Below are 25646 nucleotides of genomic sequence, written 5' to 3'. Positions count from 1 at the left end.
TACGCTAGGAGGCCGTCGGCACCGAACTGTTATGCCATGCCAGCACCTGGCTGACGCGGTTGTCCACGGTCTCAATGATTTCCAGGCGATAACGGCCGATTTTCAGGCAGACCGGGCTTTCGGGAATGGTTTCCAGCGCTTCGGTCACCAACCCGTTGAGGGTCTTGGGGCCGTCGCAAGGCAGGTGCCAGCCCAGGGTCTTGTTCAGTTCGCGAATCGACGCCGCGCCATCGATCATCAGGCGCCCGTCCGGCTGCGGATGCACGTGGGGGTTGTCGAGGCTGTGCTCGCTTTCGAACTCGCCGACGATTTCTTCGAGGATGTCTTCCAGGGTGACGATACCCAGCACTTCGCCGTATTCGTCCACCACCATGCCCAGGCGCCGCTGCTGCTTGTGGAAATTCAGCAGTTGCAGTTGCAGCGGCGTGCTTTCGGGCACGAAGTAAGGTTCGTGGCAGGCGGCCAGCAGCGCCTCCTGGGTCAGGCTTGCGTCCGCCAGTAGATGGCGGATCTGGCGGGTATTGAGCACCGCTTCGACCTGGTTGATGTCGCTGTGGAACACCGGCAGGCGGGTCCGGCGATTCAGGAGCAACTGCTCGATGATCTCGCCGATGGGGTCGTCGAGGTTGATGCCGTCGACTTCGCTGCGGGGGACCAGGATGTCGTTGACGGTGATGTTGTCGAGGGCGTGGATGCCGGAGATTGGATGCGGCCGTCCGGTGCCCTGCTCATGTTCATGCTCGACGCGCGCCGGTGCGGGCATTTCGTCATCGCTTTGCTGGACGGCACCGGGCTTGCGGGTAAAGGGTCGCAGCAACAGCTCGCTCAGGCCATTCAGCAGCCAGGCCAGGGGATAGAGCAGCTTCAATGGCACACCCAGCAGGGTGTTGCCCAGCGCCAGTATCGCGTCCGGGTAGCGGGTGGCCAGGGTGCGTGGCAGGTAGTCGGCGAACACCAGGAGCGCCGCGCTGATGGCGATCCAGGCGATCCAGGGGCCGTTTTCCAGCCAGGTGAAGATCGCCAGCAAGGTGCCAATCACCAGTGCCAGGGCGCGACACAGGGTGTTGCACAGAATCAGACTGGTCAGGGGGAAGTCCAGCTTCGCCAACGGCTTGTCGCCGGCACGCGAAGCCTTGCGCTGGGCCAGCAGGTGGTGCCGGGCGGCTTCGATGGCGGTAAACAGGGCCGCCCAGAGGATCAGCACGACCAGTACAGCGAACAGCGGCCCCGCGGGCAACCTATCCATCAGCGCCGTCCGTCAGATATGCAGGATGTATTCACGGACCAGTTTGCTGCCGAAGTAAGCCAGCATCAGCAGGCAGAAACCGGCCAGGGTCCAGCGAATGGCTTTATGGCCGCGCCAGCCGAGACGGTTGCGGCCCCACAACAGGACGCTGAACACCACCCAGGCCAGGCAGGCCAGCAGGGTCTTGTGCACCAGGTGCTGGGCGAACAGGTTCTCGACGAACAGCCAGCCGGAGATCAGCGACATCGACAACAGCGCCCAGCCGGCCCAGAGGAAGCCGAACAGCAGGCTCTCCATGGTCTGCAGCGGCGGGAAGTTGCGGATCAGTCCGGACGGGTGCTTGTTCTTGAGCTGGTGGTCCTGGACCAGCAGCAGCAAGGCCTGGAACACCGCGATGGTGAACAGGCCGTAGGCGAGGATCGACAGCAGGATGTGGGCGAGGATGCCCGGCTCTTCATCGATGACCTGCACCGTGCCCGACGGCGCGAACTGCGCCAACAGCACCGTGGCCAGCCCCAATGGGAAGAGCAGCACCAGCAGGTTTTCCACCGGGATGCGCGAGCAGGCCAGCAGCGTCAGGGCGATCACCGCGACGGCGATCAGGCTGGCGGCGTTGAAAAAGTCCAGGCCCAGGCCGATCGGCGTCATCAGGTGGGTATAAAGGCTGGCCGCGTGGCCAAGCACCGCCAGCACGCCGAGCGTGACCAGCAGGCGCTTGTTCGCCTTGGCACCGGTGGCCAGGCGGGTGCCTTGATAGAGGGTCGCAGCGGCATAAAGGCAGGCGGCGGCGAGGGAGGCAAGCAAGCTGGGTGACAAGGGGAGCATAAATCCTGTTAGGCAAGCCCGAAAGGCGCTGAGTTTGGCATAGAACCCATCCTGCACGAAAGACCGCCGCGAGGTGTACGCGGCACGCTTCTTCGCTATAATCCGCGACCTGCCCACGCCGCAGGCTCGCCGAGCACATTTTTCACGGTCTGGGCCGCCATTATCCCGGCCTCGTACGGGCCTGAAAGGATCGCGCATGTTTGAAAACCTAACCGACCGTCTCTCGCAGACGCTGCGCCATGTCACCGGCAAGGCGAAGCTGACCGAGGACAACATCAAAGACACCCTGCGCGAAGTGCGCATGGCGCTGCTCGAAGCCGACGTCGCCCTGCCGGTGGTCAAGGACTTCGTCAATTCGGTCAAGGAACGCGCCGTCGGCACCGAAGTGTCGCGCAGCCTGACGCCGGGCCAGGCGTTCGTGAAGATCGTCCAGGCCGAACTCGAAAGCCTGATGGGCGCCGCCAACGAAGACCTGAACCTGAGCGCTGTGCCGCCCGCGGTGGTGCTGATGGCCGGTCTGCAGGGCGCGGGCAAGACCACCACCGCCGGCAAGCTGGCGCGCCTGCTCAAGGAGCGCAAGAAGAAGTCGGTGATGGTGGTGTCCGCGGACGTCTACCGTCCGGCGGCGATCAAGCAGCTGGAAACCCTGGCCAACGACATCGGCGTGACGTTCTTCCCGTCCGACCTGAGCCAGAAGCCGGTGGACATCGCCCAGGCGGCCATCAAGGAAGCGAAGCTGAAGTTCATCGACGTGGTCATCGTCGACACCGCCGGTCGCCTGCACATCGATGAAGAGATGATGGGCGAGATCAAGGCGCTGCATGCCGCGGTCAATCCGGTGGAAACCCTGTTCGTGGTCGATGCCATGACCGGCCAGGACGCCGCCAACACCGCCAAGGCCTTCGGTGACGCACTGCCGCTGACCGGCGTGATCCTGACCAAGGTCGACGGCGACGCCCGTGGCGGTGCCGCGCTGTCGGTACGGGCCATCACCGGCAAACCGATCAAGTTCATCGGTATGGGCGAGAAGAGCGAAGCGCTCGAACCGTTCCACCCTGAGCGCATCGCATCGCGCATCCTGGGCATGGGCGACGTGCTCAGCCTGATCGAGCAGGCCGAGCAGACCCTCGACAAGGAAAAAGCCGACAAGCTTGCGAAGAAATTAAAGAAGGGCAAGGGCTTCGACCTCGAAGACTTCCGCGACCAGCTGCAACAAATGAAGAACATGGGCGGCCTCGGCGGGCTCATGGACAAGCTGCCGAACATCGGCGGCGTGAACCTGGCGCAAATGGGCAACGCCCAGGGCGCGGCTGAAAAGCAGTTCAAGCAGATGGAAGCCATCATCAACTCCATGACCCCGGCCGAGCGCCGCGACCCTGACCTGATCAGCGGTTCGCGCAAGCGTCGTATCGCCATGGGTTCCGGCACCCAGGTGCAGGACATCGGTCGCTTGATCAAGCAGCACAAGCAGATGCAGAAGATGATGAAGAAGTTCTCCACCAAGGGCGGGATGGCCAAGATGATGCGCGGCATGGGCGGCATGCTGCCCGGCGGCGGCATGCCCAAGATGTAGGAATCCAGGCACCGGCAGTCATGCCGGTGCAACCCACGGGGACGTGGGATCTCCAGCCAACCCGTCATTCGCGGGCGCTGATCGTCGCAGATCTGAATGGCAGCCCGGCCCTCGCCGGAAAAAGTCATTTGCAAAAGTCTGGATATTCCTTAGAATATGCGGCCTTTCGGGCACCCATGCCCGCTGTGCATTTAGATTTGCAGCACCGACTACAGGAACGATGTTCACATGCTAACAATCCGTCTTGCCCTTGGCGGCTCCAAAAAGCGCCCGTTTTACCACCTGACCGTAACCGACAGCCGCAACCCGCGTGACGGTTCCCACAAAGAGCAGGTTGGTTTCTTCAACCCTATCGCCCGTGGTCAGGAAGTTCGTCTGTCCGTGAACCAAGAGCGCGTTGCCTACTGGCTGAGCGTTGGTGCACAACCTTCTGAGCGTGTTGCTCAGTTGTTGAAGGAATCGGCTAAGGCTGCGGCCTGAGCAATATGAACGCGACGCCAAAAGATGCTGATGATCTGATCGTTGTCGGCAAGATCTATTCTGTACATGGCGTTCGCGGCGAAGTGAAGGTGTATTCCTTTACTGATCCGATCAAGAACCTGTTGGACTACAAAGCCTGGACGCTCAAGCGCGAAGGCAGCGTGAAGCAGGTTGAGCTGGTCAGCGGACGCGGGAACGACAAGTTCCTGGTCGCAAAGCTCAAGGGTCTCGATGATCGTGAAGAAGCGCGTCTTCTGGCCGGTTATGAGATCTGCGTGCCGCGCAACCTGTTCCCTGAACTGACCGACGGCGAGTACTACTGGTACCAGCTGGTGGGTCTGAAGGTCATCGACCACCTCGGGCAATTGCTCGGGAAAATCGATCACCTGCTCGAGACCGGTTCGAACGATGTCATGGTGGTAAAGCCTTGCGTCGGCAGCCTGGATGATCGCGAACGCTTGTTGCCCTATACGGAGCAGTGTGTGTTGGCCGTTGACCTGGAGGCAGGCGAGATGAAGGTGGAATGGGATGCGGATTTCTGAACGTGGCCAATTTGCGCGTTGAAGTCATCACATTGTTTCCCGAGATGTTTTCCGCCATCAGCGAGTACGGCATAACCAGCCGCGCGGTGAAACAGGAGCTGTTGCAGCTGACCTGTTGGAATCCGCGGGACTACACCACGGATCGGCATCACACTGTGGACGATCGCCCGTTTGGCGGTGGTCCGGGCATGGTGATGAAGATCAAGCCCCTGGAAGATGCACTGGTTCAGGCCAGGGCGGCAGCCGGGGAGGGTGCGAAGGTGATCTACCTGTCGCCCCAAGGCCGCCAGCTGACTCAGTCGGCGGTACGCGAACTGGCGAATTCGGATGCATTGATCCTGATTGCCGGTCGTTATGAAGGCATTGACGAGCGTTTCATTGAAGCTCATGTCGATGAAGAGTGGTCGGTTGGCGACTATGTACTGTCTGGCGGCGAGCTGCCGGCGATGGTCCTGATCGATGCGGTTACACGACTGCTGCCTGGAGCTTTAGGGCATGCGGATTCCGCTGAGGAAGATTCCTTTACGGATGGTCTGCTGGATTGCCCGCACTACACCCGACCGGAGGTGTATGCGGATCAGCGTGTTCCCGACGTGTTGCTGAGTGGCAACCACGCGCACATCCGGCGTTGGCGTTTACAGCAGTCCCTTGGTCGGACCTGGGAACGACGCGCCGATCTTCTGGAAAGCCGCTCGCTTTCTGGAGAAGAGAAGAAGCTGCTCGAGGAATACATCCGCGAGCGGGACGATAGTTAACAACGTATCGATGGTAAGTCCGAGACTTGCCTTAGGAGCACAGCATGACTAACAAAATCATCCTTGCACTCGAAGCAGAGCAGATGACCAAAGAAATCCCTACCTTTGCCCCGGGCGACACCATTGTCGTTCAGGTGAAAGTGAAGGAAGGTGATCGTTCCCGTCTGCAAGCGTTCGAAGGCGTCGTTATCGCCAAGCGTAACCGTGGCGTGAACAGTGCTTTCACCGTTCGTAAAATCTCCAACGGTGTTGGCGTAGAGCGTACTTTCCAGACCTACAGCCCGCAAATCGACAGCATGGCTGTGAAACGTCGCGGTGACGTGCGTAAAGCCAAGCTGTATTACCTGCGTGACCTGTCCGGTAAAGCAGCTCGCATCAAGGAAAAACTGGCCTGAGTCCAGCTTCCGATGCAAAAAAAGCAGCCTGAGGGCTGCTTTTTTGTTGCCTGCGATTTTCTCTTTGAGCACCCTGCGTACTTTCTTTATCGTACGGATGCAGCGTGCCTGCGCATCCGCCAAGAGTGTTTATGCCAGCCATCGATCATCCGCTGATAGACCAGTTTCTCGACGCCTTATGGCTGGAGAAAGGGCTTTCCGACAATACCCGTGATGCTTACCGCAGCGACCTGGCGCTGTTCAACGGTTGGTTGCAGGAGAAGAACCTGGAACTGGCCAATGCCGGACGGGAGCTGATCCTCGATCACCTGGCATGGCGCCTGGAGCAGAACTACAAGCCGCGTTCAACTGCACGATTTCTCTCCGGCGTGCGTGGGTTCTATCGTTATTTGCTGCGGGAAAAACTGATCGCGGTGGATCCGACCTTGCGGGTGGAGATGCCCCAGTTGGGCCGTCCGCTGCCCAAATCCCTGTCCGAAGCCGATGTGGAAGCGCTGCTGGCGGCGCCGGACCTCAGCGAAGCCATCGGCCAGCGCGACCGGGCCATGCTGGAGGTCCTGTATGCCTGCGGTCTGCGCGTCACCGAGTTGATCAGCCTGACGCTGGAACAGGTGAACCTGCGCCAGGGTGTCTTGCGGGTGATGGGCAAGGGCAGCAAGGAGCGCCTGGTGCCGATGGGCGAGGAGGCGATCGTCTGGGTCGAGCGCTACCTGCGGGACGGCCGCCATGAACTGCTGGGTGGGCGCCCCAGCGACGTACTGTTTCCGAGCCGTAACGGCGACCAGATGACTCGCCAGACGTTCTGGCATCGCATCAAGCACCAGGCCAAGGTCGCCGGGATCGGCAAATCCCTCTCGCCCCACACCTTGCGCCATGCCTTTGCCACGCACCTGCTCAACCACGGCGCCGATCTGCGGGTGGTGCAGATGCTGCTGGGCCACAGCGACCTGTCCACCACCCAGATCTATACCCATGTCGCCCGGGCGCGGTTGCAGGATCTGCATGCCAGGCATCATCCGCGCGGTTGAGTGAGGCAGCACCAGCCCTCTGATTCTGTTGGCCCCCAAAATGCCCTGTGGGAGCGAGCCTGCTCGCGAAAGCGGTGGGTCAGCTTGCATCCATGTTGATGTGCTGCCGCTATCGCGAGCAGGCTCGCTCCCACAGGGTTTGATGCCACAGGCCGATAATGCCTTGTATCAACGGCATTCGGCCCCGCCGGCCTTATGTGGTAGGCTTGGCCGGTTTGCACAGTGGGCGGTCGGAACCGGATCTGCGGGTTGGCGTTCTCCGTCCCATTTGTTCGCCTCAGGAGTTCCCATGCGTTTGATCCAGATGTTCACCGCCGCTGCCATTGCGTTGGCCAGCACCTTTGCCATTGCCGACGACGCGGCGGACAAGGCTATTCGCAAGAGCCTGGAAAACCTTCAGCTCGAAGTACCGATCGAAGCCATCTCCGCCAGCCCGATGTCCGGCCTGTATGAAGTCAAGCTCAAGGGCAGTCGCGTGCTGTACGCCAGCGCCGACGGTCAGTACATCGTCCAGGGCAACCTGTTCGAGCTCAAGGACGGCAAGCCGGTCAACCTCACCGAGCTGACCGAGCGCCAGGGCGTTTCCAAGCTGATCAACGGCATTCCGGTGGCTGAAACCGTGGTCTATCCGGCGGTGGGCGAAACCAAGTCCCACATCACGGTGTTCACCGACACCACGTGCCCGTACTGCCACAAGTTGCATGCCGAGGTGCCGGAGCTGAACAAGCGCGGCATCGAAGTGCGCTACGTCGCGTTCCCGCGCCAGGGCCTGGGCTCGCCGGGCGATGAGCAGTTGCAGGCCGTCTGGTGCTCCAAGGACAAGAAAGCGGCCATGGACAAGATGGTCGATGGCAAGGAAATCAAGGCCGCCAAGTGCGAGAACCCGGTTTCCAAGCAGTTTGCCCTGGGCCAGTCAATAGGCGTGAACGGTACGCCGGCAATTGTTTTGGCGGATGGTCAGGTAATTCCGGGCTACCAGCCGGCGCCGCAAGTCGCCAAACTGGCCCTCGGCGCGAAATAATCATGGGCCATGTGCTGATGAAGAGCATGGCTCGGCGAAAACCTTCGCCGGGCCGTTAAACGCAGAGCCGCGTTGCTGCGCGGCTGTATTTCACGGCCGACCTTGTGTCGGCCGTTTCATGGGGAGTCAAGAGTGAATCCGGTCAAAGTAGGCATCTGTGGGTTAGGTACCGTCGGTGGCGGCACCTTCAACGTACTTCAGCGTAACGCCGAGGAGATTGCCCGCCGCGCCGGGCGTGGAATCGAAGTGGCACAAATTGCCATGCGTACGCCAAAGCCTCAGTTCCAGACGACCGGTATTTCGATTACCAACGACGTATTTGCCGTGGCGGCCAACCCTGAAGTCGATATCGTCATCGAGTTGATGGGCGGCTACACCGTTGCCCGTGAGCTGGTGCTCAAGGCCATCGAGAACGGCAAGCACGTAGTCACCGCCAACAAGGCGCTGATCGCGGTGCACGGTAACGAAATCTTCGCCAAGGCCCGTGAAAAAGGCGTGATCGTGGCGTTCGAAGCCGCCGTGGCCGGTGGCATCCCGGTGATCAAGGCGATCCGTGAAGGCCTGTCGGCCAACCGCATCAATTGGGTAGCCGGTATCATCAACGGCACCGGTAACTTCATTCTCACCGAAATGCGCGAGAAAGGCCGGACCTTCGAAGACGTGCTCACCGAAGCCCAGGCCCTGGGTTACGCCGAGGCCGATCCAACGTTCGACGTGGAAGGCATCGATGCGGCACACAAGCTGACGATCCTGGCGTCCATCGCCTTTGGTATCCCGCTGCAGTTCGACAAGGCCTACACCGAAGGCATCACCCAGTTGACCACCGCTGACGTGAACTATGCCGAAGCTCTGGGCTACCGCATCAAGCACCTGGGGGTTGCCCGCAGCACCGCCAGCGGCATCGAGCTGCGCGTGCATCCGACGCTGATCCCGGCCGACCGCCTGCTCGCCAACGTCAACGGTGTGATGAACGCCGTGATGGTCAACGGCGATGCCTCTGGTTCGACCCTGTTCTACGGCGCCGGCGCCGGCATGGAACCGACCGCCTCGTCGGTCGTGGCCGACCTGGTGGACGTGGTACGCGCCATGACGTCCGATCCGGAAAACCGTGTGCCGCACCTGGCGTTCCAACCGGACTCGCTGTCGGCTCATCCGATTCTTCCGATCGAAGCGTGCGAAAGTGCCTACTACTTGCGCATCCAGGCCAAGGACCATCCGGGCGTACTGGCCCAGGTGGCGAGCATCCTGTCGGAGCGCGGCATCAACATCGAGTCGATCATGCAGAAGGAAGTCGAGGAGCACGACGGCCTGGTGCCGATGATCCTGCTGACCCACCGCGTGCTCGAGCAGCGTATCAACGACGCCATCGCTGCGCTGGAGGCGCTGCAGGACGTCGTTGGCCCTGTGGTCCGTATCCGCGTCGAACATCTGAATTAATTCAGCTGCAGGCGGCAAGCCACAAGCTACAAGTTGAAAGCGGATCGCTTCTACTTGTAGCTTGTAGCTTGAAGCTCGAAGCTCAAACCAAAGGTTTGTCCCCATGCGCTATATCAGCACCCGCGGCCAGGCACCGGCCCTGAATTTCGAAGATGTCCTGCTGGCCGGCCTGGCCACGGATGGCGGCCTCTACGTGCCGGAAAATCTGCCGCGTTTCACCCAGGAAGAAATTGCCTCCTGGGCCGGCCTGCCGTATCACGAGCTGGCTTTCCGGGTCATGCGCCCGTTCGTCACCGGCAGCATCCCGGACGCCGACTTCAAGAAGATCCTGGAAGAGACCTATGGCGTCTTTTCCCACAACGCCATTGCCCCGCTGCGTCAGCTCAACGGTAACGAATGGGTGATGGAGCTGTTCCACGGACCGACCCTGGCGTTCAAGGATTTCGCCCTGCAACTGCTCGGTCGTCTGCTGGACTACGTGCTGCAAAAGCGTGGCGAGCGTGTGGTCATCGTCGGGGCTACCTCCGGCGACACCGGCTCGGCCGCCATCGAAGGCTGCAAGCACTGCGAGAACGTCGACATCTTCATCCTGCATCCGCACAACCGTGTCTCGGAAGTGCAACGCCGGCAGATGACGACGATCTTCGGCGATAACATCCACAACATCGCCATCGAAGGCAACTTCGATGACTGCCAGGAAATGGTCAAGGCCAGTTTCGCCGACCAGGGCTTCCTCAAGGGCACGCGGCTGGTGGCAGTGAACTCGATCAACTGGGCGCGGATCATGGCCCAGATCGTTTATTACTTCCACGCGGCCCTGCAACTGGGCGGTCCGGCCCGTTCGGTGTCGTTCTCGGTGCCTACCGGCAACTTTGGCGACATCTTCGCCGGCTACCTGGCGCGCAACATGGGCCTGCCGATCAATCAATTGATCGTCGCCACCAACCGCAACGACATCCTGCACCGCTTCATGAGCGGCAACCAGTACGTCAAGGAAACCCTGCACGCCACGCTGTCGCCTTCCATGGACATCATGGTGTCGTCGAACTTCGAGCGCTTGTTGTTCGACCTGCACGGTCGCAACGGTGCGGCGATTGCCGGCCTGATGGACAGTTTCCGCCAAGGTGGCGGTTTCAGCGTCGAGGCCGAGCGCTGGACCGAAGCCCGCAAGTTGTTCGACTCCCTGGCAGTGGATGACGCGCAGACTTGCGAAACCATTGCCGAGGTGTTCGGGCAGAGCGGCGAGCTGCTTGATCCGCACACCGCCATCGGCGTGCGGGCTGCCCGTGAGTGCCGCCGCAGCCTGGATATCCCCATGGTGATCCTGGGGACCGCTCACCCGGTCAAGTTCCCGGAAGCGGTGGAGAAAGCGGGTGTAGGAAAAGCGCTTGAACTACCTGCACATCTTTCGGATTTGTTTGAGCGAGAAGAGCGCTGCACAGTGCTGCCTAATGACCTGAAAGCCGTGCAGGCCTTTGTCAGTCAGCATGGCAACCGCGGCAAGCCTCTCTGATCGCTGAAACCTGTCACATTTTGAAGCCCGTCTCCTGACGGGCTTTCTTGTTTCTGCATGCCAAACTGATCGGGTTTTCGCCCCTGGGAGGGACGGGCGAGTCATCTCGAAGGAAATGCAGATGTTGTTTTTTATCAAATGCAAACCAGCACTGAGCTGGATGACAGGGCTGGTCTTGATGTGCTGGATGCAATGGAGCGTGGCGGCACAATTGGCAGCCTTTGAAGCGCCGCCATTTCAGTCCGGCGAGCGGCTGGTGCTGGACGCGCAGGAATTGCAGTGGATCCAGGAGCACCCCAGGGTCGTCGTGGCCTCGATGCAGTTTCCGTTGTACCTGTTCAAGAATGAACGTGGGCAATGGAACGGCCTGAACAACGACATTCTCTTGCGCATTGCACGCATGACGGGCCTCGAATTCGTACACCGGGAGTCGTTCTCTCCCGACCAGTTGCTGGCGATGCTGGAACGGGGCGAGGCCGACATGACGACCACCATGGCGATGAACGACGAACGCCGGGATTTCCTCAACTTCAGTCATGCTTTTGGCGGTTCCGGCTGGGTATTCGTCGGTCGCGACGGAGAGCCGGCGCTCCGTTCGCTGGAACAGCTGGAGGGGAAGATCCTGGCGCTGCCGGCGCGGCATGCCCTGGAGACGGAAATCCGCCGTGATCACCCCACCGTCGCGCTGCGCACGGTCAAGACCTACGCAGAAGCGAGGGCGCTGGTCGAAAGTGGCGAAGCCCATGCCACCATCGAAAACGAAACCGGGGTGCATCTCTATCCGGCAGGACAGTTGAAGGTAGGAAAAAACCTCGATGGCAAGTGGGAGCCGGACTATCTGGCTGTACGTCAGGATCTGCTGCCGCTGCTGAGTATCCTGAACAAGGCACTGGAAGCGTTTCCGGCCGAGGAAATGCGTGCCCTGCGTTCCAAGTGGATGGCGGGTGTCATCCCCAGCAAGACGCCGTCGCTTTGGTTGCGGGTGTCCCAGTGGGGCTACTGGTGCGTCGTCGTGCTCGGCGTCTCCGGTCTTCTGTCGCTGCTGTGGAGTCGCCGCCTGCAGATACAGATCGATCAACGTCAAAAGGCCGAAGCGGTGCTCAGCGACCAGGTGATGCTCCAGAGGGCCTTGATGGATGCCATCCCCGATCCGATTTTCATCCGTGATCTGGAGGGACGCCTGCTCATGTGCAACAAGAGCTACGAAGAACAGTTCGCGACCCGCTTCGAAAAGCTGCGAGGAACACGACTGACCGACTGCCCCGCGTTTCCGGCGGCCACCGCCGAATTGCTGCACGGAGAAATGATGGAGCAGCTGCGAACCGGACAGTCCCGCTTCAGCGACCGCCAGGTGATGTTCAATAGTGGGTTACGGGATATCCACCATTGGTCGGTGCCGTTCTACGGCGCCGATGGACAGTTGCGCGGTCTTCTGGGCGGCTGGAGCGATGCCGGGCGGCGATGGCGGCGTTCGCAGAGGATCCTGGCCTGATGCAAGTACGCGTTGCCCGCGAACGCTGTTGTTTCCCTGTCATATTGAACGCGCATGCTCGGTTGAACAGCGCCGGTTCGGTGCGCTGACGAACTTTCTGCTGCGGCCCACGGTCATTTACTGTGTACACGCAGTTGTTTTCGGACTATTGAAGGGTGATCGAATGGAAAGTATCAGCCTATTGCTGGGTGAGGCTTTGAGCCCGTATCAGGTCACGCTGACCCCGTCCGGCGCCGGTGGCGAATGCCTTGTGACGCTGAAGAATGCTTCTGGAGCCATCATGGTTGAGCGGGTGTTCAATCAGGCGCAATTGACCGACAAGCGTCAACTGACGGATGTGGTCGATGGTCTGCATCGGGATGTATTGATCGCCGAGGGGCGCCTGGAGCCCTGTGTGATCGCGGCACTGCGTAATCTGGATCGCGACAAGGTCATGACCGCAGCGAATTGAATGGCAGGTTGTGGGAACCTTCCTACCACCTGTGGAGTCAGACCTTTTACCAGCAAGATCGAGCATTGTGCTCCGGTGCTTGTCGCTTGTTGCACGGACCTCGAATGGTCACGTTTAACCCCGAGTCGTCTCCCCACTTCTCGGGGTTTCTTTTTGCCTGTCGTTTTCCTGCCCGACGTGGAAAGGCCCAACGGGCGGTTCCACGTTCGGCAGCTTCAGATCGCCCCCTCCGCGCGCAGGCGAGCGACTTGCTGCGCATCGTAGCCAAGTTCGCCAAGCACCTGGGCATTATGTTCCCCGAGCGTGGGCCCGACCCATTCGGCGCTGCCCGGCGTGTCGGACAGTTTCGGTACGATGCCCGGCATCTTGAACGCCTTGCCGTCCGGCAGCTTGGCTTGCAGGAACATTTCACGGGCCAGGAATTGTGGGTCGTTGAACATGTCTTCGGCGCTGAAGATCCGGCTGGCCGGCACGTCTGCGCGGTTCAACTGTTCGATGACGGTATCGAGCGGCAGTGAATTGACCCAGCGGTCTATGACGCCGTACAGCTCGTCGCGGCGACTGTCACGGCCGTCGTTGCTGGCCAGTTGCGGGTCATCGGCCAGGTCGTCACGACCGATAAGTTGCATGAACCGCTTGAAGATCGCGTCGCCATTGGCGCCGATCTGCACGTGCTTGCCATCGGCGCTGGTGTGAATCGACGACGGGGTGATACCGGGCATGATATTGCCGGTGCGCTCGCGGATGAAACCGAACACGTCGAACTCCGGCACCATGCTTTCCATCATGGCGAATATCGCCTCGTACAACGCCACGTCCACCACTTGTCCGCTGCCGCCGTTGACTTCGCGATGACGCAGGGCCATCAGTGCGCCAATCACGCCCCAGAGGGCGGCAATGGAGTCACCGATGGAAATCCCGGTGCGCACCGGCGGGCGGTCTTCGAACCCGGTGATGTAACGCAGGCCGCCCATGGATTCGCCCACTGCGCCGAACCCGGGCTGATCTTTCATCGGCCCGGTCTGGCCGAACCCGGAGAGGCGCACCATCACCAGCTTCGGATTCAGTGCGTGCAGAACCTCCCAGCCCAGGCCGAGCTTTTCCAGTACGCCGGGGCGAAAGTTCTCGATCAGGATGTCGGCTTCGCCAATCAACTGTTTCAGGATCGCCAGGCCGTCGGGATGTTTCAGGTTCAGGGTCAGAGATTTCTTGTTGCGCGCCTGGACGAACCACCACAGGGAGGTGCCTTCATACAACTTGCGCCACTTGCGCAGCGGGTCACCGCCGTCGGGCGACTCGACCTTGACCACTTCGGCACCGAATTCCGCACAGATCCGCGAGGCAAAAGGCCCGGCGATCAGGGTGCCGAGTTCGATGACTTTGACCCCGGCGAGGGGTTTGGCTGTGAGCGACATGAAAGATCCTGTAGGACAAAACGGAACGAATGGAGCGTTTTATCATAGGCCAGCGCCAGTCGCCGCAGGTTGATGGTCGGCAATTCGTGGATTTGCCGTTTCATCGGTTAGACTTGCCGCCTTTCCACGTATCAAGAAGCCCGTTCATGGCCCAGCCGTCCACGACCTACAAGTTTGAACTGAACCTCACCGACCTCGACCGCAACGTCTACGAGAATGTGAAGCAAACCATCGCCCGCCATCCTTCGGAAACCGAGGAGCGCATGACCGTGCGACTGTTGGCCTACGCGCTCTGGTACAACGAGCTGCTGTCGTTTGGTCGCGGTCTGTCAGATGTCGATGAACCAGCGCTGTGGGAAAAAAGCCTGGATGACCGGGTGCTGCACTGGATTGAAGTCGGTCAGCCCGACGTCGATCGCCTGACCTGGTGCTCCCGCCGTACCGAACGCACCAGCCTGCTGGCTTATGGCAGCCTGCGGGTCTGGGAAGGCAAGGTGATCCCGGCGATAAAGGGCCTGAAGAACGTCAACATCGCCGCCGTGCCCCAGGACGTGCTGGAAACCCTGGCCCAGGACATGCCCCGCGTGATCAAGTGGGATGTCATGATCAGCGAAGGGACAGTGTTCGTGACCGACGACCGTGGCCAGCATGAAGTCCAGTTGCAATGGTTGCTGGGCGAGCGTGGTTGATTTCTGTGGGAGCGAGCCTGCTCGCGATAGCGGTGGACGATCTCGCTACTCAGCGACTGACATACCGCTATCGCGAGCAGGCTCGCTCCCACATGCAGCTCTTTTGCCGATAGTTTCAATGACCCATAGAAGAATGTCTGTCTCCCCATGCGCATAGAACCCCGCCAGCTCCCCGACACCCTGCCGTTCCTCGGTGACCTGCCGCCCCTGCTGACCCGCCTTTACGCGGCGCGTGGCGTGCAGTCCGAGGCCGAACTGGACAAGAGCCTGGCGCGCCTGATTCCCTTCCAGCAGCTCAAGGGCATCGATGCGGCGGTGGATCTCCTGGTGGCGGCCCTGGAGCAGCGCCAACGGATCCTGATCGTCGGCGACTTCGATGCGGACGGCGCGACGGCCAGTACCGTGGGCCTGTTGGGGCTGCGCCTGCTGGGCGCGGCCCATGTCGACTATCTGGTGCCCAATCGCTTCGAATACGGCTATGGGCTGACCCCGGAAATCGTCGAAGTCGCCCTGACCCGCGAGCCGCAACTGCTGATCACGGTGGATAACGGCATTTCCAGCGTGGAAGGCGTGGCCGCCGCGAAAGCGGCCGGGCTCAAAGTGCTGGTGACCGACCACCACTTGCCGGGCACCGAGTTGCCGGCGGCCGATGCCATCGTCAATCCGAACCAGCCGGGCTGCGAATTCCCGAGCAAGGCGCTGGCCGGTGTCGGGGTGATTTTCTATGTGCTGATGGCCCTGCGCGCACGGCTGCGCAGCCAGGGTTGGTACGCCAGCAAGCCGCAGCCGAGCATCGGTGAACTGCTGGACCTGGTGGCCCTGGGCAGTGTGGCCGACGTGGTGCCTCTGGACGCCAACAACCGGATCCTCGTGCATCAGGGCCTGGAGCGTATCCGTGCCGGGCGCGCCCGCCCTGGCATCAAGGCCATCCTGGAAGTGGCCAGGCGTGATCACTCGCGCATTACCTCCACCGATCTCGGCTTCATCCTGGGGCCGCGCCTGAATGCGGCGGGGCGCCTGGACGACATGAGCCTGGGCATCGAATGCCTGCTCACCGACGACGAGGCGCAGGCCCGGGAGATGGCCGCGCAACTGGATGGCATGAACCAGGATCGCAAATCCATCGAGCAGGGCATGCAGCGTGAGGCGTTGGCTCAGCTCAAGGAGCTGCCGGTGGAGTCGATGCCGTTCGGTCTCTGCCTGTTCGATCCGCAATGGCACCAGGGCGTCATCGGCATCCTCGCCTCGCGCATGAAAGAGCGTTACTTCCGTCCGACCATTGCTTTCGCCGATGCCGGAGACGGCATGCTCAAGGGCTCTGGCCGTTCGGTGCAGGGATTTCATATTCGCGACGCCCTGAGCGTCGTGGCGGCGCAGCATCCGACCTTGATCACCAAGTACGGCGGGCATGCCATGGCGGCGGGGCTGTCATTGCCCGAGGCAAATTTCCCGTTGTTCGCCGAGGCTTTCGATGCGGAAGTGCGCAGGCAATTGCGTGAGGAAGACCTGACCGGGCGCCTGCTGTCCGATGGCACCCTGGCGGTGGAAGAATTCCACCTGGAACTGGCCCGGGCCCTGCGCCATGCCGGACCCTGGGGCCAGCATTTTCCGGAGCCGATGTTCCACGGCGTGTTCCAGCTGGTGGAGCAGCGGGTGGTGGGCGAACGGCACCTGAAGGTGGTCCTCAAGAGCGAGTGCGGTTCGGTGAAGCTCGATGGCATCGCCTTCGGCATCGACCGCGACGTCTGGCCGAACCCGACGGTGCGCTGGGTCGAACTGGCCTACAAACTCGACCTCAACGAGTTTCGTGGCCAGGAAACGGTGCAGTTGATGATTGCCCATATCGAGCCGCGGTAGGCCTGCACTGCCGACCACCCCTCGCCACAAGGTCAGTTTTTAGTTCTGAACCCTCCCGTCCCTCCGGTTGTCGACTAGGCTCTAAACACTGGTTGATAGCCCTTGTGACGTCTTGTCCATTTTCTTTGCCCGCGGGGGCGGGTGCTGCACCTTTTGTCACTCGTCGACTTTTCAAACAGAACCTGGAGCCTGCCCACTGATTCGAAGAGGTGCCCCATGAGTCTGCTGCTTGAACCCTATACCGTACGCCAATTGACCCTGCCCAATCGCATCGCGGTATCACCGATGTGCCAGTATTCGAGCGTCGATGGCCTGGCCAACGACTGGCACCTGGTGCACCTCGGCAGCCGTGCCGTGGGCGGCGCCGGCCTGGTATTCACCGAAGCCACCGCGGTCACCGCCGACGGCCGCATCACCGCCCAGGACCTGGGGCTGTGGAACGATGAACAGATCGAACCCCTGCAACGCATCACCCGTTTCATCACCGCCCAGGGCGCTGTGCCGGGCATTCAATTGGCCCACGCCGGGCGCAAGGCCAGTACCTGGCGGCCCTGGTTGGGCAAGCATGGCAGCGTGAAGCCCGCGGATGGCGGCTGGGTGCCGGTCGGTCCCTCGCCGATTGCCTTCGACCCGCAGCACACGCAGCCGTCCCAACTGGACGAAGGACAGATCAATGCTGTCATCCAGGCGTTCGTGGAGGCGGCCAGACGCGCCTTGACGGCCGGGTTCAAGGTGGTCGAGGTCCACGCGGCCCATGGTTACCTGCTGCATCAGTTCCTGTCTCCGCTGAGCAATCAGCGGCGCGATCAATATGGTGGGTCGTTCGAAAACCGGATCCGGCTGGTGCTGCAGGTCACCGAAGCGGTCAGGGCCGTATGGCCTCAGGAGTTGCCGGTGTTCGTGCGCGTCTCGGCCACCGACTGGGTCGAGGACGGCTGGAACCCCGACGAGACCGTCGAGTTGGCGCGGCGATTCAGGGCATTGGGGGTGGACCTGATCGATGTGTCATCGGGCGGTACCGCGGCGAATGCGGAAATCCCCACCGGTCCGGGTTACCAGACGCGTTTTGCTGAACGGGTGCGCAAGGAATCGGAAATCGCCACCGGCACCGTCGGCATGATCACCGAACCGGCCCAGGCCGAGCACATTCTGCGCACCTGTCAGGCCGACATCATTTTCCTGGCCCGCGAGTTGTTGCGCGATCCTTACTGGGCACTGCATGCCGACGATGACCTGGGCGGACGCAAGGCTGTCTGGCCGGCGCAGTATCAGCGGGCGACCCATCGGGACCAGCCGATTCATGAGTCGGATCTGCGGGACTGACGGTTCCCTGGGAAAACAAAGCCCCGGTCGTTTTGGCCGGGGCTTTTCTTTATCCGATATTTTCGCTGCCTGGGCTGGCCTCATCGCGAGCAGGCTCGCTCCCACAAGGAATCCCTATGCAATGAGATCACTGTGTGGGAGCGAGCCTGCTCGCGATTGGGGCCAGCCCGGACGATCAACAACCATCAGGGATACTTGCGCTTATCCGGCGCCGGCGGGAAGTACTGGTACAGCCAGGTCTCGCTCAGGGTCCGGTCCTTGGTGCGAATGAACAGGCGCATCTCCACAGGGTCCACACGGTCGTCGGTCGGGTACCAATCGAAGGTAATGCGATAGCCCTTGATGGCATCCACCACCAGCACATTGAAGTCCTTCACCTCGCCATGGGAGCAGGTCACCACCGGTTCGATACCGGTGCCAGGAGGTAGCTGGTCGAGGCCGCCGCCACTGAAGTCCACGGCAAAGCGTCTTGCCCAGACGGTCGGGTAATGCTCGCCCGGTGCCCAGCCTTCGATGAACCCACCCATGCCGGAACGGCTCGCGTGGACCTGGGCCAGTTCCGTGCTCACCGGTGGCAGGGCGCTCCAGTAGAGTTTGTAGCCGTAGTTCAGCGAGTCGCCGGCCGCGACCGGTTTCTTCGGTGACCAGAACGCGACGATGTTATCCAGGGTTTCGCCGGTCGTAGGAATTTCCAACAGATCCACAGAGCCTTCGCCCCAGGCCGTTGTCGGCTCGACCCACAGGCTTGGACGCTTGCTGTACCAGTCCACCGTGTCCTGGTAGCTCTCGAAGCTATGGTCGGTCTGCACCAGACCGAAGCCTTTCGGGTTCTTGTCGGCAAAGGCGTTGAATTGCAGGGTGGCGGGGTTGTTCAGCGGGCGACAGACCCATTCGCCATTGCCGCGCCACATGGCCAGTCGGTCGGAGTCGTGGATCTGCGGGTGAATGGTGTCGCACATGCGTCGCTCGACAGTGCCGCAACTGAACATGCTGGTCATCGGCGCAATGCCCAGTTGCTCGATGGCGGTCCGGGCGTTGATGTGGGCATCGACTTCCATCACGACCCGGGTGGGCTGGCAGTCGATATCGAAGCGATAAGCCCCGGTGGCGCTGGGGGAATCGAGCAGGGCATAGACCACGAAGCGGGTGCTGTTCTTGTCCGGGGTTTCGAACCAGAACTGGGTGAAGTCCGGAAATTCCTCGCGGTGCTTGGCGTACGTATCGATTGCCAATCCGCGGGCCGACAGCCCGTACTGGCCGCTGGCGTCCACGGCGCGGAAATAACTGGCGCCCAGAAACGAAACGATGTCGTGCCGGTCCAGCTCCGGTGCCTTGAAGGCACGGAACCCGGAGAACCCCAGGTCACCCTTCAGTTGCGCGGTGTTGACCGTGGTTTTCTCGTAGTTGAACAACTCCGGGCGAAAATGCACTTCACGGGCCTGGCGGGTCTTCGGATCGACACTGTGCATGCGCACCGGCTGCTTGAAACCCATGCCGACGTGGAAAAACTGTACGTCCAGTTGGCCATCCAGCTCATTCCACAGCGAATGGTTGGCGTCATACCGGATAGCGTTGAACTGCAGTGGCGACATCATTGCCAGGGTTTCTGGCAAGACTTGCTTGGTATCGACGTACCGTTGTCCGGCCAGCCGCTTGGCCTGGTCTTTCAAGGTCTTGAAGTCGAAGGGACGGGCTTCGCCGTCTGCCGTCCGATCGGCGGCCCAGGCGCGTGCGGCCATGAGGCCTGAAGCCGAGAGTCCGGTATAGGCGGCAAAAGCCATGGAGGCCTTGAGCAGGTTCCTGCGATGCATAAATACAACCTTTCTCGAAACAATCCCCAGCCGTTCCTGGCAACAGGGACTGATACAACTGATAAAGGAGTTCGGACATGCCTTTGGCCAAACGAACGTTAAAACAGATGCCTGAGAATCGGATCGGTTCACCGAGGCGCAAAATCATAGGGGATACGTCGACGACTGAGAAAAGGAAAGCGTGCCTTGGTTAAATTTCCTTACAGATATTTCTTTTTTCTTGGAGGCCTCTGCATTTTTTTGACTAATTACTCTAAAACTGCCTCCTCGCTGTGTGAATCGCCCCTATTCTTTAGCTTGGCAAAGGGGTTCCGGCCGCGGGCCCGGCGGGCTCCGGGAATCAATTCGACGTACACAAGGACACCGTTCATGACGAAACTACAGGGCATTGCCGAAATGCTGGGGCTCTTTCCATGCCTGCACAGCGCGCGCCGGACGCGGCGCCTTAGCCTGGAGGAACTGCGACTGGTGGAACGCTACCGCGAGCTGTCGGAAAACGACCGGATCGCCATGCGTTACCTGGTGGATGCGATGAGGAGTGTTTCGCGGTTTTGAAATGCCGCATTTTCCCAAGAGGCAAAGAGCGTTTGCCTACGATCAGCGGCGGTTGCAGGTTCGTACTTGAAGTATTACTTTTCTTGTTGAGGTAATACATTGAAGGAGAAGACAGTGTCGACGACAATGACAAGTAAGGGGCAGGTCACCATTCCCAAGCCCATTCGCGATGCGTTGCACCTGATTCCAGGTTGTGCGGTCGAGTTCAGTGTTAACGCACAGGGAGAAGTGGTGCTGCAGGCCGGTAAGCCTCCAACCGCAGAAAAAGAGGTTCGCGATCGCTTCGAAGCTGCCCGTGGCAAGGCGGATATCAAGTGGCGCACCGATGAGCTGATGGCGCTGTTACGAGGTGACGATTGATGGTGTTGGTCGACACCAACGTGTTGATTGATGTTCTGGAAGACGACCCTGTTTGGGCTGACTGGTCCATCCAGCAGTTGCGTGCCCAATCCCAGATCCATGACCTCGCCATCAACCCGATTGTCTATGCCGAACTCTCCCAGACTTTTTCCACTTTTGAAGCATTGGATGAGGCTGTTACTGAACTGGGTCTGTTGATGCTGGAGATACCTCGACCGGCGTTGTTTTTGGCCGGCAAGGCTTTTGTGCGCTATCGCAAGGTAGGTGGCGGAAAGACTAATGTACTGGCCGATTTTTTCATTGGCGCCCATGCCGCTGTGAAGGGCCTGACTTTGTTGACCCGGGATGCCAAACGTTACCGCAACTATTTCCCCTCGGTCGAATTGATAGTGCCTTACTGACCCTCGCCTGACCACGACCAGGTTTGTTGCCCGGTCGTGGCGTGATGGGCTCTTCGGATCAATGCTTGAACATCACATGCCGCACCACCGTGTAGTCCTCCAGCCCGTACATGGACATGTCTTTGCCATACCCGGAATGTTTCTGACCGCCATGGGGCATTTCGCTGACGAGCATGAAGTGGGTATTCACCCAGGTGCAGCCGTATTGCAGGCGTGCCGAGAGGCGATGGGCCCGGCCGATGTCGCGGGTCCATACCGATGAGGCCAGGCCGTAGTCCGAATCATTGGCCCAATCCAGCACCTGGGCTTCATCGAGGAACGGCGTGACGGACACCACCGGGCCGAAGACCTCCCGGCGCACGATCTCGTCGTCTTGCTGGGCATCGGCCAGTACCGTCGGTTCGAAGAAGAACCCGTTGCCGTCCACGGCCTTGCCACCGGTGATCAGACGGATATGCGGCTGGGCGATGGCGCGCTCGACGAGCCCGGCCACGCGGTCGCGATGCTGGGCGGTGATCAGCGGACCCATCTCGGTGTCAGGTGCGGTTTGCAGGCCGTACTTGATGCTGCCCACCGCGGCGCCGAGCTTTTCCACGAACTGGTCATAGATGCCTTGCTGGGCATAGATGCGACAGGCCGCGGTGCAATCCTGGCCGGCGTTGTAGAAACCGAAGGTGCGGATGCCTTCCACGGCGGCGTCGATGTCGGCGTCGTCGAAGATGATCACCGGGGCCTTGCCGCCCAGTTCCATGTGGGTGCGTTTGACGCTGTCGGCGGTGCTGGAAATGATGTGCGAGCCCGTGGCGATGGAGCCGGTCAGCGAGACCATGCGCACTTTCGGGTGGGTGACCAGCGGCTGGCCGACGGTCTGCCCGCGACCGAACACCACGTTGAGTACACCCGCCGGGAAAATCTCCGAGGCCAGCTCCGCCAGGCGCAACGCCGTCAGGGGCGTCTGTTCCGACGGCTTGAGCACCACGGTGTTGCCGGCGGCCAGGGCCGGGGCGATTTTCCAGGCAACCATCATCAGCGGATAGTTCCAGGGCGCGATGGAGGCGATGACGCCCACCGGGTCGCGACGGATCATCGAGGTATGCCCCGGCAGGTATTCGCCTCCCGCCGAGCCGTTCATGCAGCGACTGGCACCGGCGAAGAAACGGAACACGTCGGCAATGGCCGGGATCTCATCGTTGAGGGCTGCGCCCAGGGGTTTACCGCAGTTGTCCGATTCCAGCTTTGCCAGTTCTTCGCCATGGGCCTCGATAGCGTCGGCCAGTTTGAGCAGCAGCAAGGAGCGGTCCTTGGGCGGGACCTGCGACCAGCTGTCGAAGGCGTCATCGGCGGCGCGCACGGCGGCGTCGACCTGGGCTTCGCTGGCTTCGTTGATTTCCACTAGCACCCGGCCCAGCGCCGGATTGAACACGGCTTGTCCGGGACCTTCGCCGTTCACCAGGCGACCGTTGATCAGCAGTTTGGTTTGCATGTCCATGTCCTCTCAAGTGGTTGTTTTTTTGTGGGAGCGAGCCTGCTCGCGAAGGCGTTCCATCAGGCAACCCATGCACTGACTGGACCATCGCTTTCGCGAGCAGGCTCGCTCCCACATGGGTCATCGCTGTTCATGCCTGAGTTATTTCCCCCCGCTACCCGCCACGCTCTCACCCCCTCGGGTCAGGTAATAGGCGCCGAGTATCGGCAGCATGGTCACCAGCATCACCAGCATGGCGACGACGTTGGTCACCGGCACGTCGCGGGGGCGGCTGAGCTGGTTGAGCAACCAGAGCGGCAGGGTGCGTTCGTGGCCGGCGGTGAAGGTGGTGACAATGATTTCGTCGAACGACAGTGCGAACGCCAGCATGCCGCCGGCCAGCAGTGCCGAGCCGAGATTGGGCAGGATTATGTAGCGGAAGGTCTGCCAGCCATCCGCCCCCAGGTCCATCGAGGCCTCGATCAGGCTATGGGAGGTGCGGCGCAGCCGGGCGATGACGTTGTTGTAGACGATCACTACACAGAAGGTGGCGTGACCGACGACGATGGTGAACATGCCCGGCTCGATGCCCAGGGTCTTGAACGTGGCCAGCAGCGCAATGCCGGTGATGATCCCCGGCAGGGCGATGGGCAGGATCAGCATCAGCGAAATTCCCTGCTTGCCGAAGAAATCTCGGCGGTACAGCGCAGCCGAGGCCAGCGTGCCGAGCACCATGGCGATCAGGGTGGCGATACTCGCCACCTGCAACGACAACTTGATCGCTTCCAGTACATCCGCACGGCCGAAAGCCACACTGAACCATTTCAGGGTGAGGCCCTTGGGCGGGAAGCTGAACGCGGCGTCCTCGGTGTTGAAGGCGTAGAGGAAGATGATCAGGATCGGGAAGTGCAGGAACACCAGCCCGCCCCACGCCGCGATGCGCAAACCCCAAGAAGCCCGGGATGAAGAGTCAGAGTGCATCGAAAGCCCCCAGGCGCTTGACGATAGACAGGTAAAGGGCGATCAGCACGATGGGCACCAGCGTGAAGGCGGCGGCCATGGGCATGTTGCCGATGGCGCCTTGCTGGGCGTAGACCATGCTGCCGACGAAGTAGCCCGGCGGGCCCACCAGCTGAGGCACGATGAAATCCCCCAGGGTCAGCGAGAAGGTGAAGATCGACCCGGCGGCGATGCCTGGGACCGACAGCGGCAGGACCACTTGCATGAACGTCTGGCGGGGCCTGGCGCCCAGGTCAGCCGAGGCTTGCAGCAGCGAGGGCGGCAGGCGCTCCAGGGACGCCTGGATCGGCAGGATCATGAACGGCAGCCAGATATAGACAAACACCAGGAAGCGTCCCAGGTGCGAGGTGGACAACGTGCTGCCGCCGACGCCGGGGATGCCCAATACGAACTGCAACACCGGCTCCAGGCCGAGGTGCTGGATGAACCACTGCGCCACGCCGCCCTTGGCCAGCAACAATGTCCAGGCATAGGCTTTGACGATGTAGCTGGCCCACATCGGCAGCATCACCGCGATGTAGAAAAACGCCTTGGTCTTGCCGCTGGTGTAGCGTGCCATGTAATAGGCGATGGGAAACGCGACGACGGCGCTGGCGATGGACACCGCGATGGCCATGCTCACGGTGCGCAGGATGATGTCGAAATTCGACGGTTGGAACAGCGCGGTGAAATTCGCCAGGGTCAGGTCCGGCGTGACCGCCATGGTGAAGTCGTCGAAGGTGTAGAAGCCTTGCCACAGCAAGGTCAGCAGCGAGCCCAGGTAGATCGCGCCGAACCAGATCAGCGGCGGCACCAGCAGCATCGACAGGTACAGGTTGGGCCGCCGGTACAGCAGGTTGGAAAACCGTCGCAGCGAGCCCGGCGCGGGTGTCCGGGGGAGGGCCAGTGTATTCATCTCAGGCCTCGCCGCCGACAGTGTCGTGCAAGGCGATCATCGCCTCGCGGGCCCAGCGGACCCTGAGCTGCTGGCCGGTGTGGTGCGGGGTATTGCTGTCGGCCCATTGGGTGTTGGCGTGGCTGAGATTCAGGGTCTGGCCGTTTTCCAGTTTCAACTCGTAGCGGGTGGCGCTGCCCTGGTATTGAATGTCGTGAAGCAGCCCCTGGACTTCGATTTCATGGCCGCCCAACGGGCCCTCGGCGAAACGCACGTGTTCCGGGCGAATGGAAAACGGCTGTGGATAACCGCTCAGCTGTCGCGCCAGTTCGCCACGAATCACGTTGGAGGTGCCAACAAATTCCGCGACGAAGGTGGTTGCCGGTTTCATGTACAGGTTGCGCGGTGTATCCACCTGTTCGATGCGGCCTTTGTTGAACACCGCCACCCGGTCGGACATCGACAAGGCCTCGGTCTGGTCATGGGTGACGAAAATGAACGTGATACCCAACTGGCGCTGCAATTTCTTCAATTCGCCTTGCATTTGTTCGCGCAGCTTCAGGTCGAGGGCGCCGAGGGGTTCATCCAGCAGCAACACCCGTGGGCGATTGACCAGCGCGCGGGCCAGGGCTACACGCTGACGCTGGCCGCCGGAGAGCTGCGCCGGCTTGCGCTCGCCATAACCGCCCAGGGCCACCATCTCCAGCGCTTCGTCGGCACGTTTGATGCGCTCGGCCTTGGCGATGCCTTTGACTTTCAGGCCGTAGGCCACGTTGTCGCGCACATTCATGTGGGGAAAGAGGGCGTAGTCCTGGAACACCGTATTGACGTCCCGTTGATAGGGCGGCAATCCGGCGGCCTCTTCGCCATGGATGCGGATGGAGCCGGCACTCGGCTGTTCGAAACCGGCAATCAGCCGCAGGCAGGTGGTCTTGCCCGACCCGGAGGGGCCCAGCATGGAAAAGAACTCGCCGTCCTCGATGTCGATGGAGACCCGGTCAACGGCCTTCACCTCGCCGAATTGACGGGAAACCTGGGTGAACTGGACTGCGAGTGTCATGGTGCGGTGCTCCATAAAGCGGTGCGGCATGAAATTTCAATGATGGGAACACTGTCCT

Annotated in this window: 25 protein-coding genes; 17 read left to right on the top strand and 8 right to left on the bottom strand. The window is 61.2% G+C overall.

Features of this window, described 5'->3' with window-relative positions; translation table 11 throughout:
- Positions 1-4: 4 nt before the first annotated feature.
- Positions 5-1246 carry a CNNM domain-containing protein gene (locus N005_RS16385; RefSeq protein WP_047702129.1) on the bottom strand — a complete coding sequence of 414 codons (1242 nt, stop codon included), beginning with the start codon at positions 1244-1246 and terminating at the stop codon, positions 5-7.
- Positions 1247-1258: 12 nt separating this feature from the next.
- On the bottom strand, positions 1259-2071 hold the full coding sequence (locus N005_RS16380; protein WP_047702128.1) for a cytochrome C assembly family protein: 813 nt from the start codon (positions 2069-2071) through the stop codon (positions 1259-1261).
- 196 nt (positions 2072-2267) lie between these two features.
- Here N005_RS16380 and ffh point away from each other — a divergent pair, with 196 nt between their 5' ends.
- From ffh to N005_RS16325, 11 genes are all read left to right on the top strand, one after another.
- Complete coding sequence (gene ffh, locus N005_RS16375) at positions 2268-3644, top strand: signal recognition particle protein (RefSeq protein WP_024778942.1); 1377 nt, start codon at positions 2268-2270, stop codon at positions 3642-3644.
- A 228-nt stretch (positions 3645-3872) separates the two neighbouring features.
- Positions 3873-4124 (top strand): 30S ribosomal protein S16, encoded by a 252-nt coding sequence (gene rpsP / locus N005_RS16370; RefSeq protein ID WP_007927680.1) that lies wholly within the window; start codon positions 3873-3875, stop codon positions 4122-4124.
- 5 nt (positions 4125-4129) lie between these two features.
- Positions 4130-4666, top strand: coding sequence for a ribosome maturation factor RimM (gene rimM / locus N005_RS16365; RefSeq protein WP_047702127.1), 537 nt, complete (start codon positions 4130-4132; stop codon positions 4664-4666).
- Positions 4648-5421, top strand: a complete 774-nt coding sequence (gene trmD / locus N005_RS16360) for a tRNA (guanosine(37)-N1)-methyltransferase TrmD (protein ID WP_173668653.1) — start codon at positions 4648-4650, stop codon at positions 5419-5421. Before rimM ends, trmD begins: the two co-directional genes overlap by 19 nt.
- Positions 5422-5465: 44 nt before the next feature.
- Positions 5466-5816, top strand: coding sequence for a 50S ribosomal protein L19 (gene rplS / locus N005_RS16355; RefSeq protein WP_003175895.1), 351 nt, complete (start codon positions 5466-5468; stop codon positions 5814-5816).
- A 131-nt stretch (positions 5817-5947) separates the two neighbouring features.
- On the top strand, positions 5948-6844 hold the full coding sequence (gene xerD, locus N005_RS16350) for a site-specific tyrosine recombinase XerD (protein WP_047702126.1): 897 nt from the start codon (positions 5948-5950) through the stop codon (positions 6842-6844).
- A 289-nt stretch (positions 6845-7133) separates the two neighbouring features.
- Positions 7134-7865, top strand: a complete 732-nt coding sequence (locus N005_RS16345) for a DsbC family protein (protein WP_047702125.1) — start codon at positions 7134-7136, stop codon at positions 7863-7865.
- Positions 7866-7997: 132 nt separating this feature from the next.
- The gene (locus tag N005_RS16340) at positions 7998-9302 is read left to right on the top strand and encodes a homoserine dehydrogenase (protein WP_047702124.1); all 1305 of its coding nucleotides are present in this window, start codon (positions 7998-8000) and stop codon (positions 9300-9302) included.
- 103 nt (positions 9303-9405) lie between these two features.
- Positions 9406-10815 carry a threonine synthase gene (thrC, locus tag N005_RS16335; RefSeq protein ID WP_041024825.1) on the top strand — a complete coding sequence of 470 codons (1410 nt, stop codon included), beginning with the start codon at positions 9406-9408 and terminating at the stop codon, positions 10813-10815.
- 121 nt (positions 10816-10936) lie between these two features.
- On the top strand, positions 10937-12307 hold the full coding sequence (locus N005_RS16330) for a transporter substrate-binding domain-containing protein (protein WP_047702123.1): 1371 nt from the start codon (positions 10937-10939) through the stop codon (positions 12305-12307).
- A 163-nt stretch (positions 12308-12470) separates the two neighbouring features.
- On the top strand, positions 12471-12758 hold the full coding sequence (locus N005_RS16325) for a DUF3509 domain-containing protein (protein ID WP_047702122.1): 288 nt from the start codon (positions 12471-12473) through the stop codon (positions 12756-12758).
- Positions 12759-12973: 215 nt separating this feature from the next.
- Here the strand turns inward: N005_RS16325 and N005_RS16320 are convergent, their stop codons facing one another.
- Positions 12974-14173 carry a CaiB/BaiF CoA transferase family protein gene (locus N005_RS16320; protein WP_047702121.1) on the bottom strand — a complete coding sequence of 400 codons (1200 nt, stop codon included), beginning with the start codon at positions 14171-14173 and terminating at the stop codon, positions 12974-12976.
- A gap of 146 nt (positions 14174-14319) precedes the next feature.
- Here N005_RS16320 and N005_RS16315 point away from each other — a divergent pair, with 146 nt between their 5' ends.
- From N005_RS16315 to N005_RS16305, 3 genes are all read left to right on the top strand, one after another.
- Positions 14320-14862: a YaeQ family protein gene (locus N005_RS16315; protein WP_047702120.1), complete on the top strand. Its 543-nt coding sequence runs from the start codon at positions 14320-14322 to the stop codon at positions 14860-14862.
- A 147-nt stretch (positions 14863-15009) separates the two neighbouring features.
- On the top strand, positions 15010-16719 hold the full coding sequence (gene recJ, locus N005_RS16310; RefSeq protein ID WP_047702119.1) for a single-stranded-DNA-specific exonuclease RecJ: 1710 nt from the start codon (positions 15010-15012) through the stop codon (positions 16717-16719).
- Between the two features lie 216 nt (positions 16720-16935).
- Complete coding sequence (locus tag N005_RS16305; protein ID WP_047702118.1) at positions 16936-18042, top strand: NADH:flavin oxidoreductase/NADH oxidase; 1107 nt, start codon at positions 16936-16938, stop codon at positions 18040-18042.
- Between the two features lie 185 nt (positions 18043-18227).
- Here the strand turns inward: N005_RS16305 and N005_RS16300 are convergent, their stop codons facing one another.
- A complete protein-coding gene (locus tag N005_RS16300; protein ID WP_047702117.1) occupies positions 18228-19853 on the bottom strand; it encodes a glucan biosynthesis protein D in 1626 nt (541 codons plus the stop codon).
- Positions 19854-20222: 369 nt separating this feature from the next.
- On the opposite strand from N005_RS16300, the gene N005_RS16295 reads away from it, so the two are divergent.
- The 3 genes from N005_RS16295 to N005_RS16285 all read left to right on the top strand — a co-directional run bounded on the left by N005_RS16295 (position 20223) and on the right by N005_RS16285 (position 21169).
- A complete protein-coding gene (locus N005_RS16295) occupies positions 20223-20408 on the top strand; it encodes a hypothetical protein (RefSeq protein ID WP_047702116.1) in 186 nt (61 codons plus the stop codon).
- A gap of 114 nt (positions 20409-20522) precedes the next feature.
- Positions 20523-20768, top strand: coding sequence for an AbrB/MazE/SpoVT family DNA-binding domain-containing protein (locus N005_RS16290; RefSeq protein ID WP_047702115.1), 246 nt, complete (start codon positions 20523-20525; stop codon positions 20766-20768).
- Positions 20768-21169 (top strand): type II toxin-antitoxin system VapC family toxin, encoded by a 402-nt coding sequence (locus N005_RS16285; protein WP_047702114.1) that lies wholly within the window; start codon positions 20768-20770, stop codon positions 21167-21169. The genes N005_RS16290 and N005_RS16285 overlap by 1 nt, the downstream gene beginning before the upstream one ends.
- Before the next feature lie 58 nt (positions 21170-21227).
- Here the strand turns inward: N005_RS16285 and N005_RS16280 are convergent, their stop codons facing one another.
- The 4 genes from N005_RS16280 to N005_RS16265 form a co-directional block, all read right to left on the bottom strand.
- Positions 21228-22652 carry a gamma-aminobutyraldehyde dehydrogenase gene (locus N005_RS16280; protein ID WP_047702249.1) on the bottom strand — a complete coding sequence of 475 codons (1425 nt, stop codon included), beginning with the start codon at positions 22650-22652 and terminating at the stop codon, positions 21228-21230.
- Positions 22653-22796: 144 nt separating this feature from the next.
- Positions 22797-23615 carry an ABC transporter permease gene (locus tag N005_RS16275; protein ID WP_047702113.1) on the bottom strand — a complete coding sequence of 273 codons (819 nt, stop codon included), beginning with the start codon at positions 23613-23615 and terminating at the stop codon, positions 22797-22799.
- The gene (locus N005_RS16270) at positions 23605-24549 is read right to left on the bottom strand and encodes an ABC transporter permease (RefSeq protein WP_047702112.1); all 945 of its coding nucleotides are present in this window, start codon (positions 24547-24549) and stop codon (positions 23605-23607) included. Before N005_RS16270 ends, N005_RS16275 begins: the two co-directional genes overlap by 11 nt.
- A 1-nt stretch (position 24550) precedes the next feature.
- Positions 24551-25588, bottom strand: coding sequence for an ABC transporter ATP-binding protein (locus N005_RS16265; protein ID WP_047702111.1), 1038 nt, complete (start codon positions 25586-25588; stop codon positions 24551-24553).
- Between the last annotated feature and the right edge of the window lie 58 nt (positions 25589-25646).

Source organism: Pseudomonas mediterranea CFBP 5447 (genome assembly GCF_000774145.1).
GTDB lineage: Bacteria > Pseudomonadota > Gammaproteobacteria > Pseudomonadales > Pseudomonadaceae > Aquipseudomonas > Aquipseudomonas mediterranea.
The sequence above is the reverse complement of the archived record's forward strand: the minus strand, read 5'-3'. Positions and strand labels throughout refer to the sequence as shown.

What these genes read in the sequence shown, in the direction of transcription:
- N005_RS16385 (WP_047702129.1), bottom strand. Translation starts at nt 1,246, where the DNA reads ATGGATAGGTTGCCCGCGGGGCCGCTGTTCGCTGTACTGGTCGTGCTG.
- N005_RS16380 (WP_047702128.1), bottom strand. Translation starts at nt 2,071, where the DNA reads ATGCTCCCCTTGTCACCCAGCTTGCTTGCCTCCCTCGCCGCCGCCTGC.
- ffh (WP_024778942.1), top strand. Translation starts at nt 2,268, where the DNA reads ATGTTTGAAAACCTAACCGACCGTCTCTCGCAGACGCTGCGCCATGTC.
- rpsP (WP_007927680.1), top strand. Translation starts at nt 3,873, where the DNA reads ATGCTAACAATCCGTCTTGCCCTTGGCGGCTCCAAAAAGCGCCCGTTT.
- rimM (WP_047702127.1), top strand. Translation starts at nt 4,130, where the DNA reads ATGAACGCGACGCCAAAAGATGCTGATGATCTGATCGTTGTCGGCAAG.
- trmD (WP_173668653.1), top strand. Translation starts at nt 4,648, where the DNA reads ATGGGATGCGGATTTCTGAACGTGGCCAATTTGCGCGTTGAAGTCATC.
- rplS (WP_003175895.1), top strand. Translation starts at nt 5,466, where the DNA reads ATGACTAACAAAATCATCCTTGCACTCGAAGCAGAGCAGATGACCAAA.
- xerD (WP_047702126.1), top strand. Translation starts at nt 5,948, where the DNA reads ATGCCAGCCATCGATCATCCGCTGATAGACCAGTTTCTCGACGCCTTA.
- N005_RS16345 (WP_047702125.1), top strand. Translation starts at nt 7,134, where the DNA reads ATGCGTTTGATCCAGATGTTCACCGCCGCTGCCATTGCGTTGGCCAGC.
- thrC (WP_041024825.1), top strand. Translation starts at nt 9,406, where the DNA reads ATGCGCTATATCAGCACCCGCGGCCAGGCACCGGCCCTGAATTTCGAA.
- N005_RS16330 (WP_047702123.1), top strand. Translation starts at nt 10,937, where the DNA reads ATGTTGTTTTTTATCAAATGCAAACCAGCACTGAGCTGGATGACAGGG.
- N005_RS16325 (WP_047702122.1), top strand. Translation starts at nt 12,471, where the DNA reads ATGGAAAGTATCAGCCTATTGCTGGGTGAGGCTTTGAGCCCGTATCAG.
- N005_RS16320 (WP_047702121.1), bottom strand. Translation starts at nt 14,173, where the DNA reads ATGTCGCTCACAGCCAAACCCCTCGCCGGGGTCAAAGTCATCGAACTC.
- N005_RS16315 (WP_047702120.1), top strand. Translation starts at nt 14,320, where the DNA reads ATGGCCCAGCCGTCCACGACCTACAAGTTTGAACTGAACCTCACCGAC.
- recJ (WP_047702119.1), top strand. Translation starts at nt 15,010, where the DNA reads ATGCGCATAGAACCCCGCCAGCTCCCCGACACCCTGCCGTTCCTCGGT.
- N005_RS16305 (WP_047702118.1), top strand. Translation starts at nt 16,936, where the DNA reads ATGAGTCTGCTGCTTGAACCCTATACCGTACGCCAATTGACCCTGCCC.
- N005_RS16300 (WP_047702117.1), bottom strand. Translation starts at nt 19,853, where the DNA reads ATGCATCGCAGGAACCTGCTCAAGGCCTCCATGGCTTTTGCCGCCTAT.
- N005_RS16295 (WP_047702116.1), top strand. Translation starts at nt 20,223, where the DNA reads ATGACGAAACTACAGGGCATTGCCGAAATGCTGGGGCTCTTTCCATGC.
- N005_RS16285 (WP_047702114.1), top strand. Translation starts at nt 20,768, where the DNA reads ATGGTGTTGGTCGACACCAACGTGTTGATTGATGTTCTGGAAGACGAC.
- N005_RS16280 (WP_047702249.1), bottom strand. Translation starts at nt 22,652, where the DNA reads ATGCAAACCAAACTGCTGATCAACGGTCGCCTGGTGAACGGCGAAGGT.
- N005_RS16275 (WP_047702113.1), bottom strand. Translation starts at nt 23,615, where the DNA reads ATGCACTCTGACTCTTCATCCCGGGCTTCTTGGGGTTTGCGCATCGCG.
- N005_RS16270 (WP_047702112.1), bottom strand. Translation starts at nt 24,549, where the DNA reads ATGAATACACTGGCCCTCCCCCGGACACCCGCGCCGGGCTCGCTGCGA.
- N005_RS16265 (WP_047702111.1), bottom strand. Translation starts at nt 25,588, where the DNA reads ATGACACTCGCAGTCCAGTTCACCCAGGTTTCCCGTCAATTCGGCGAG.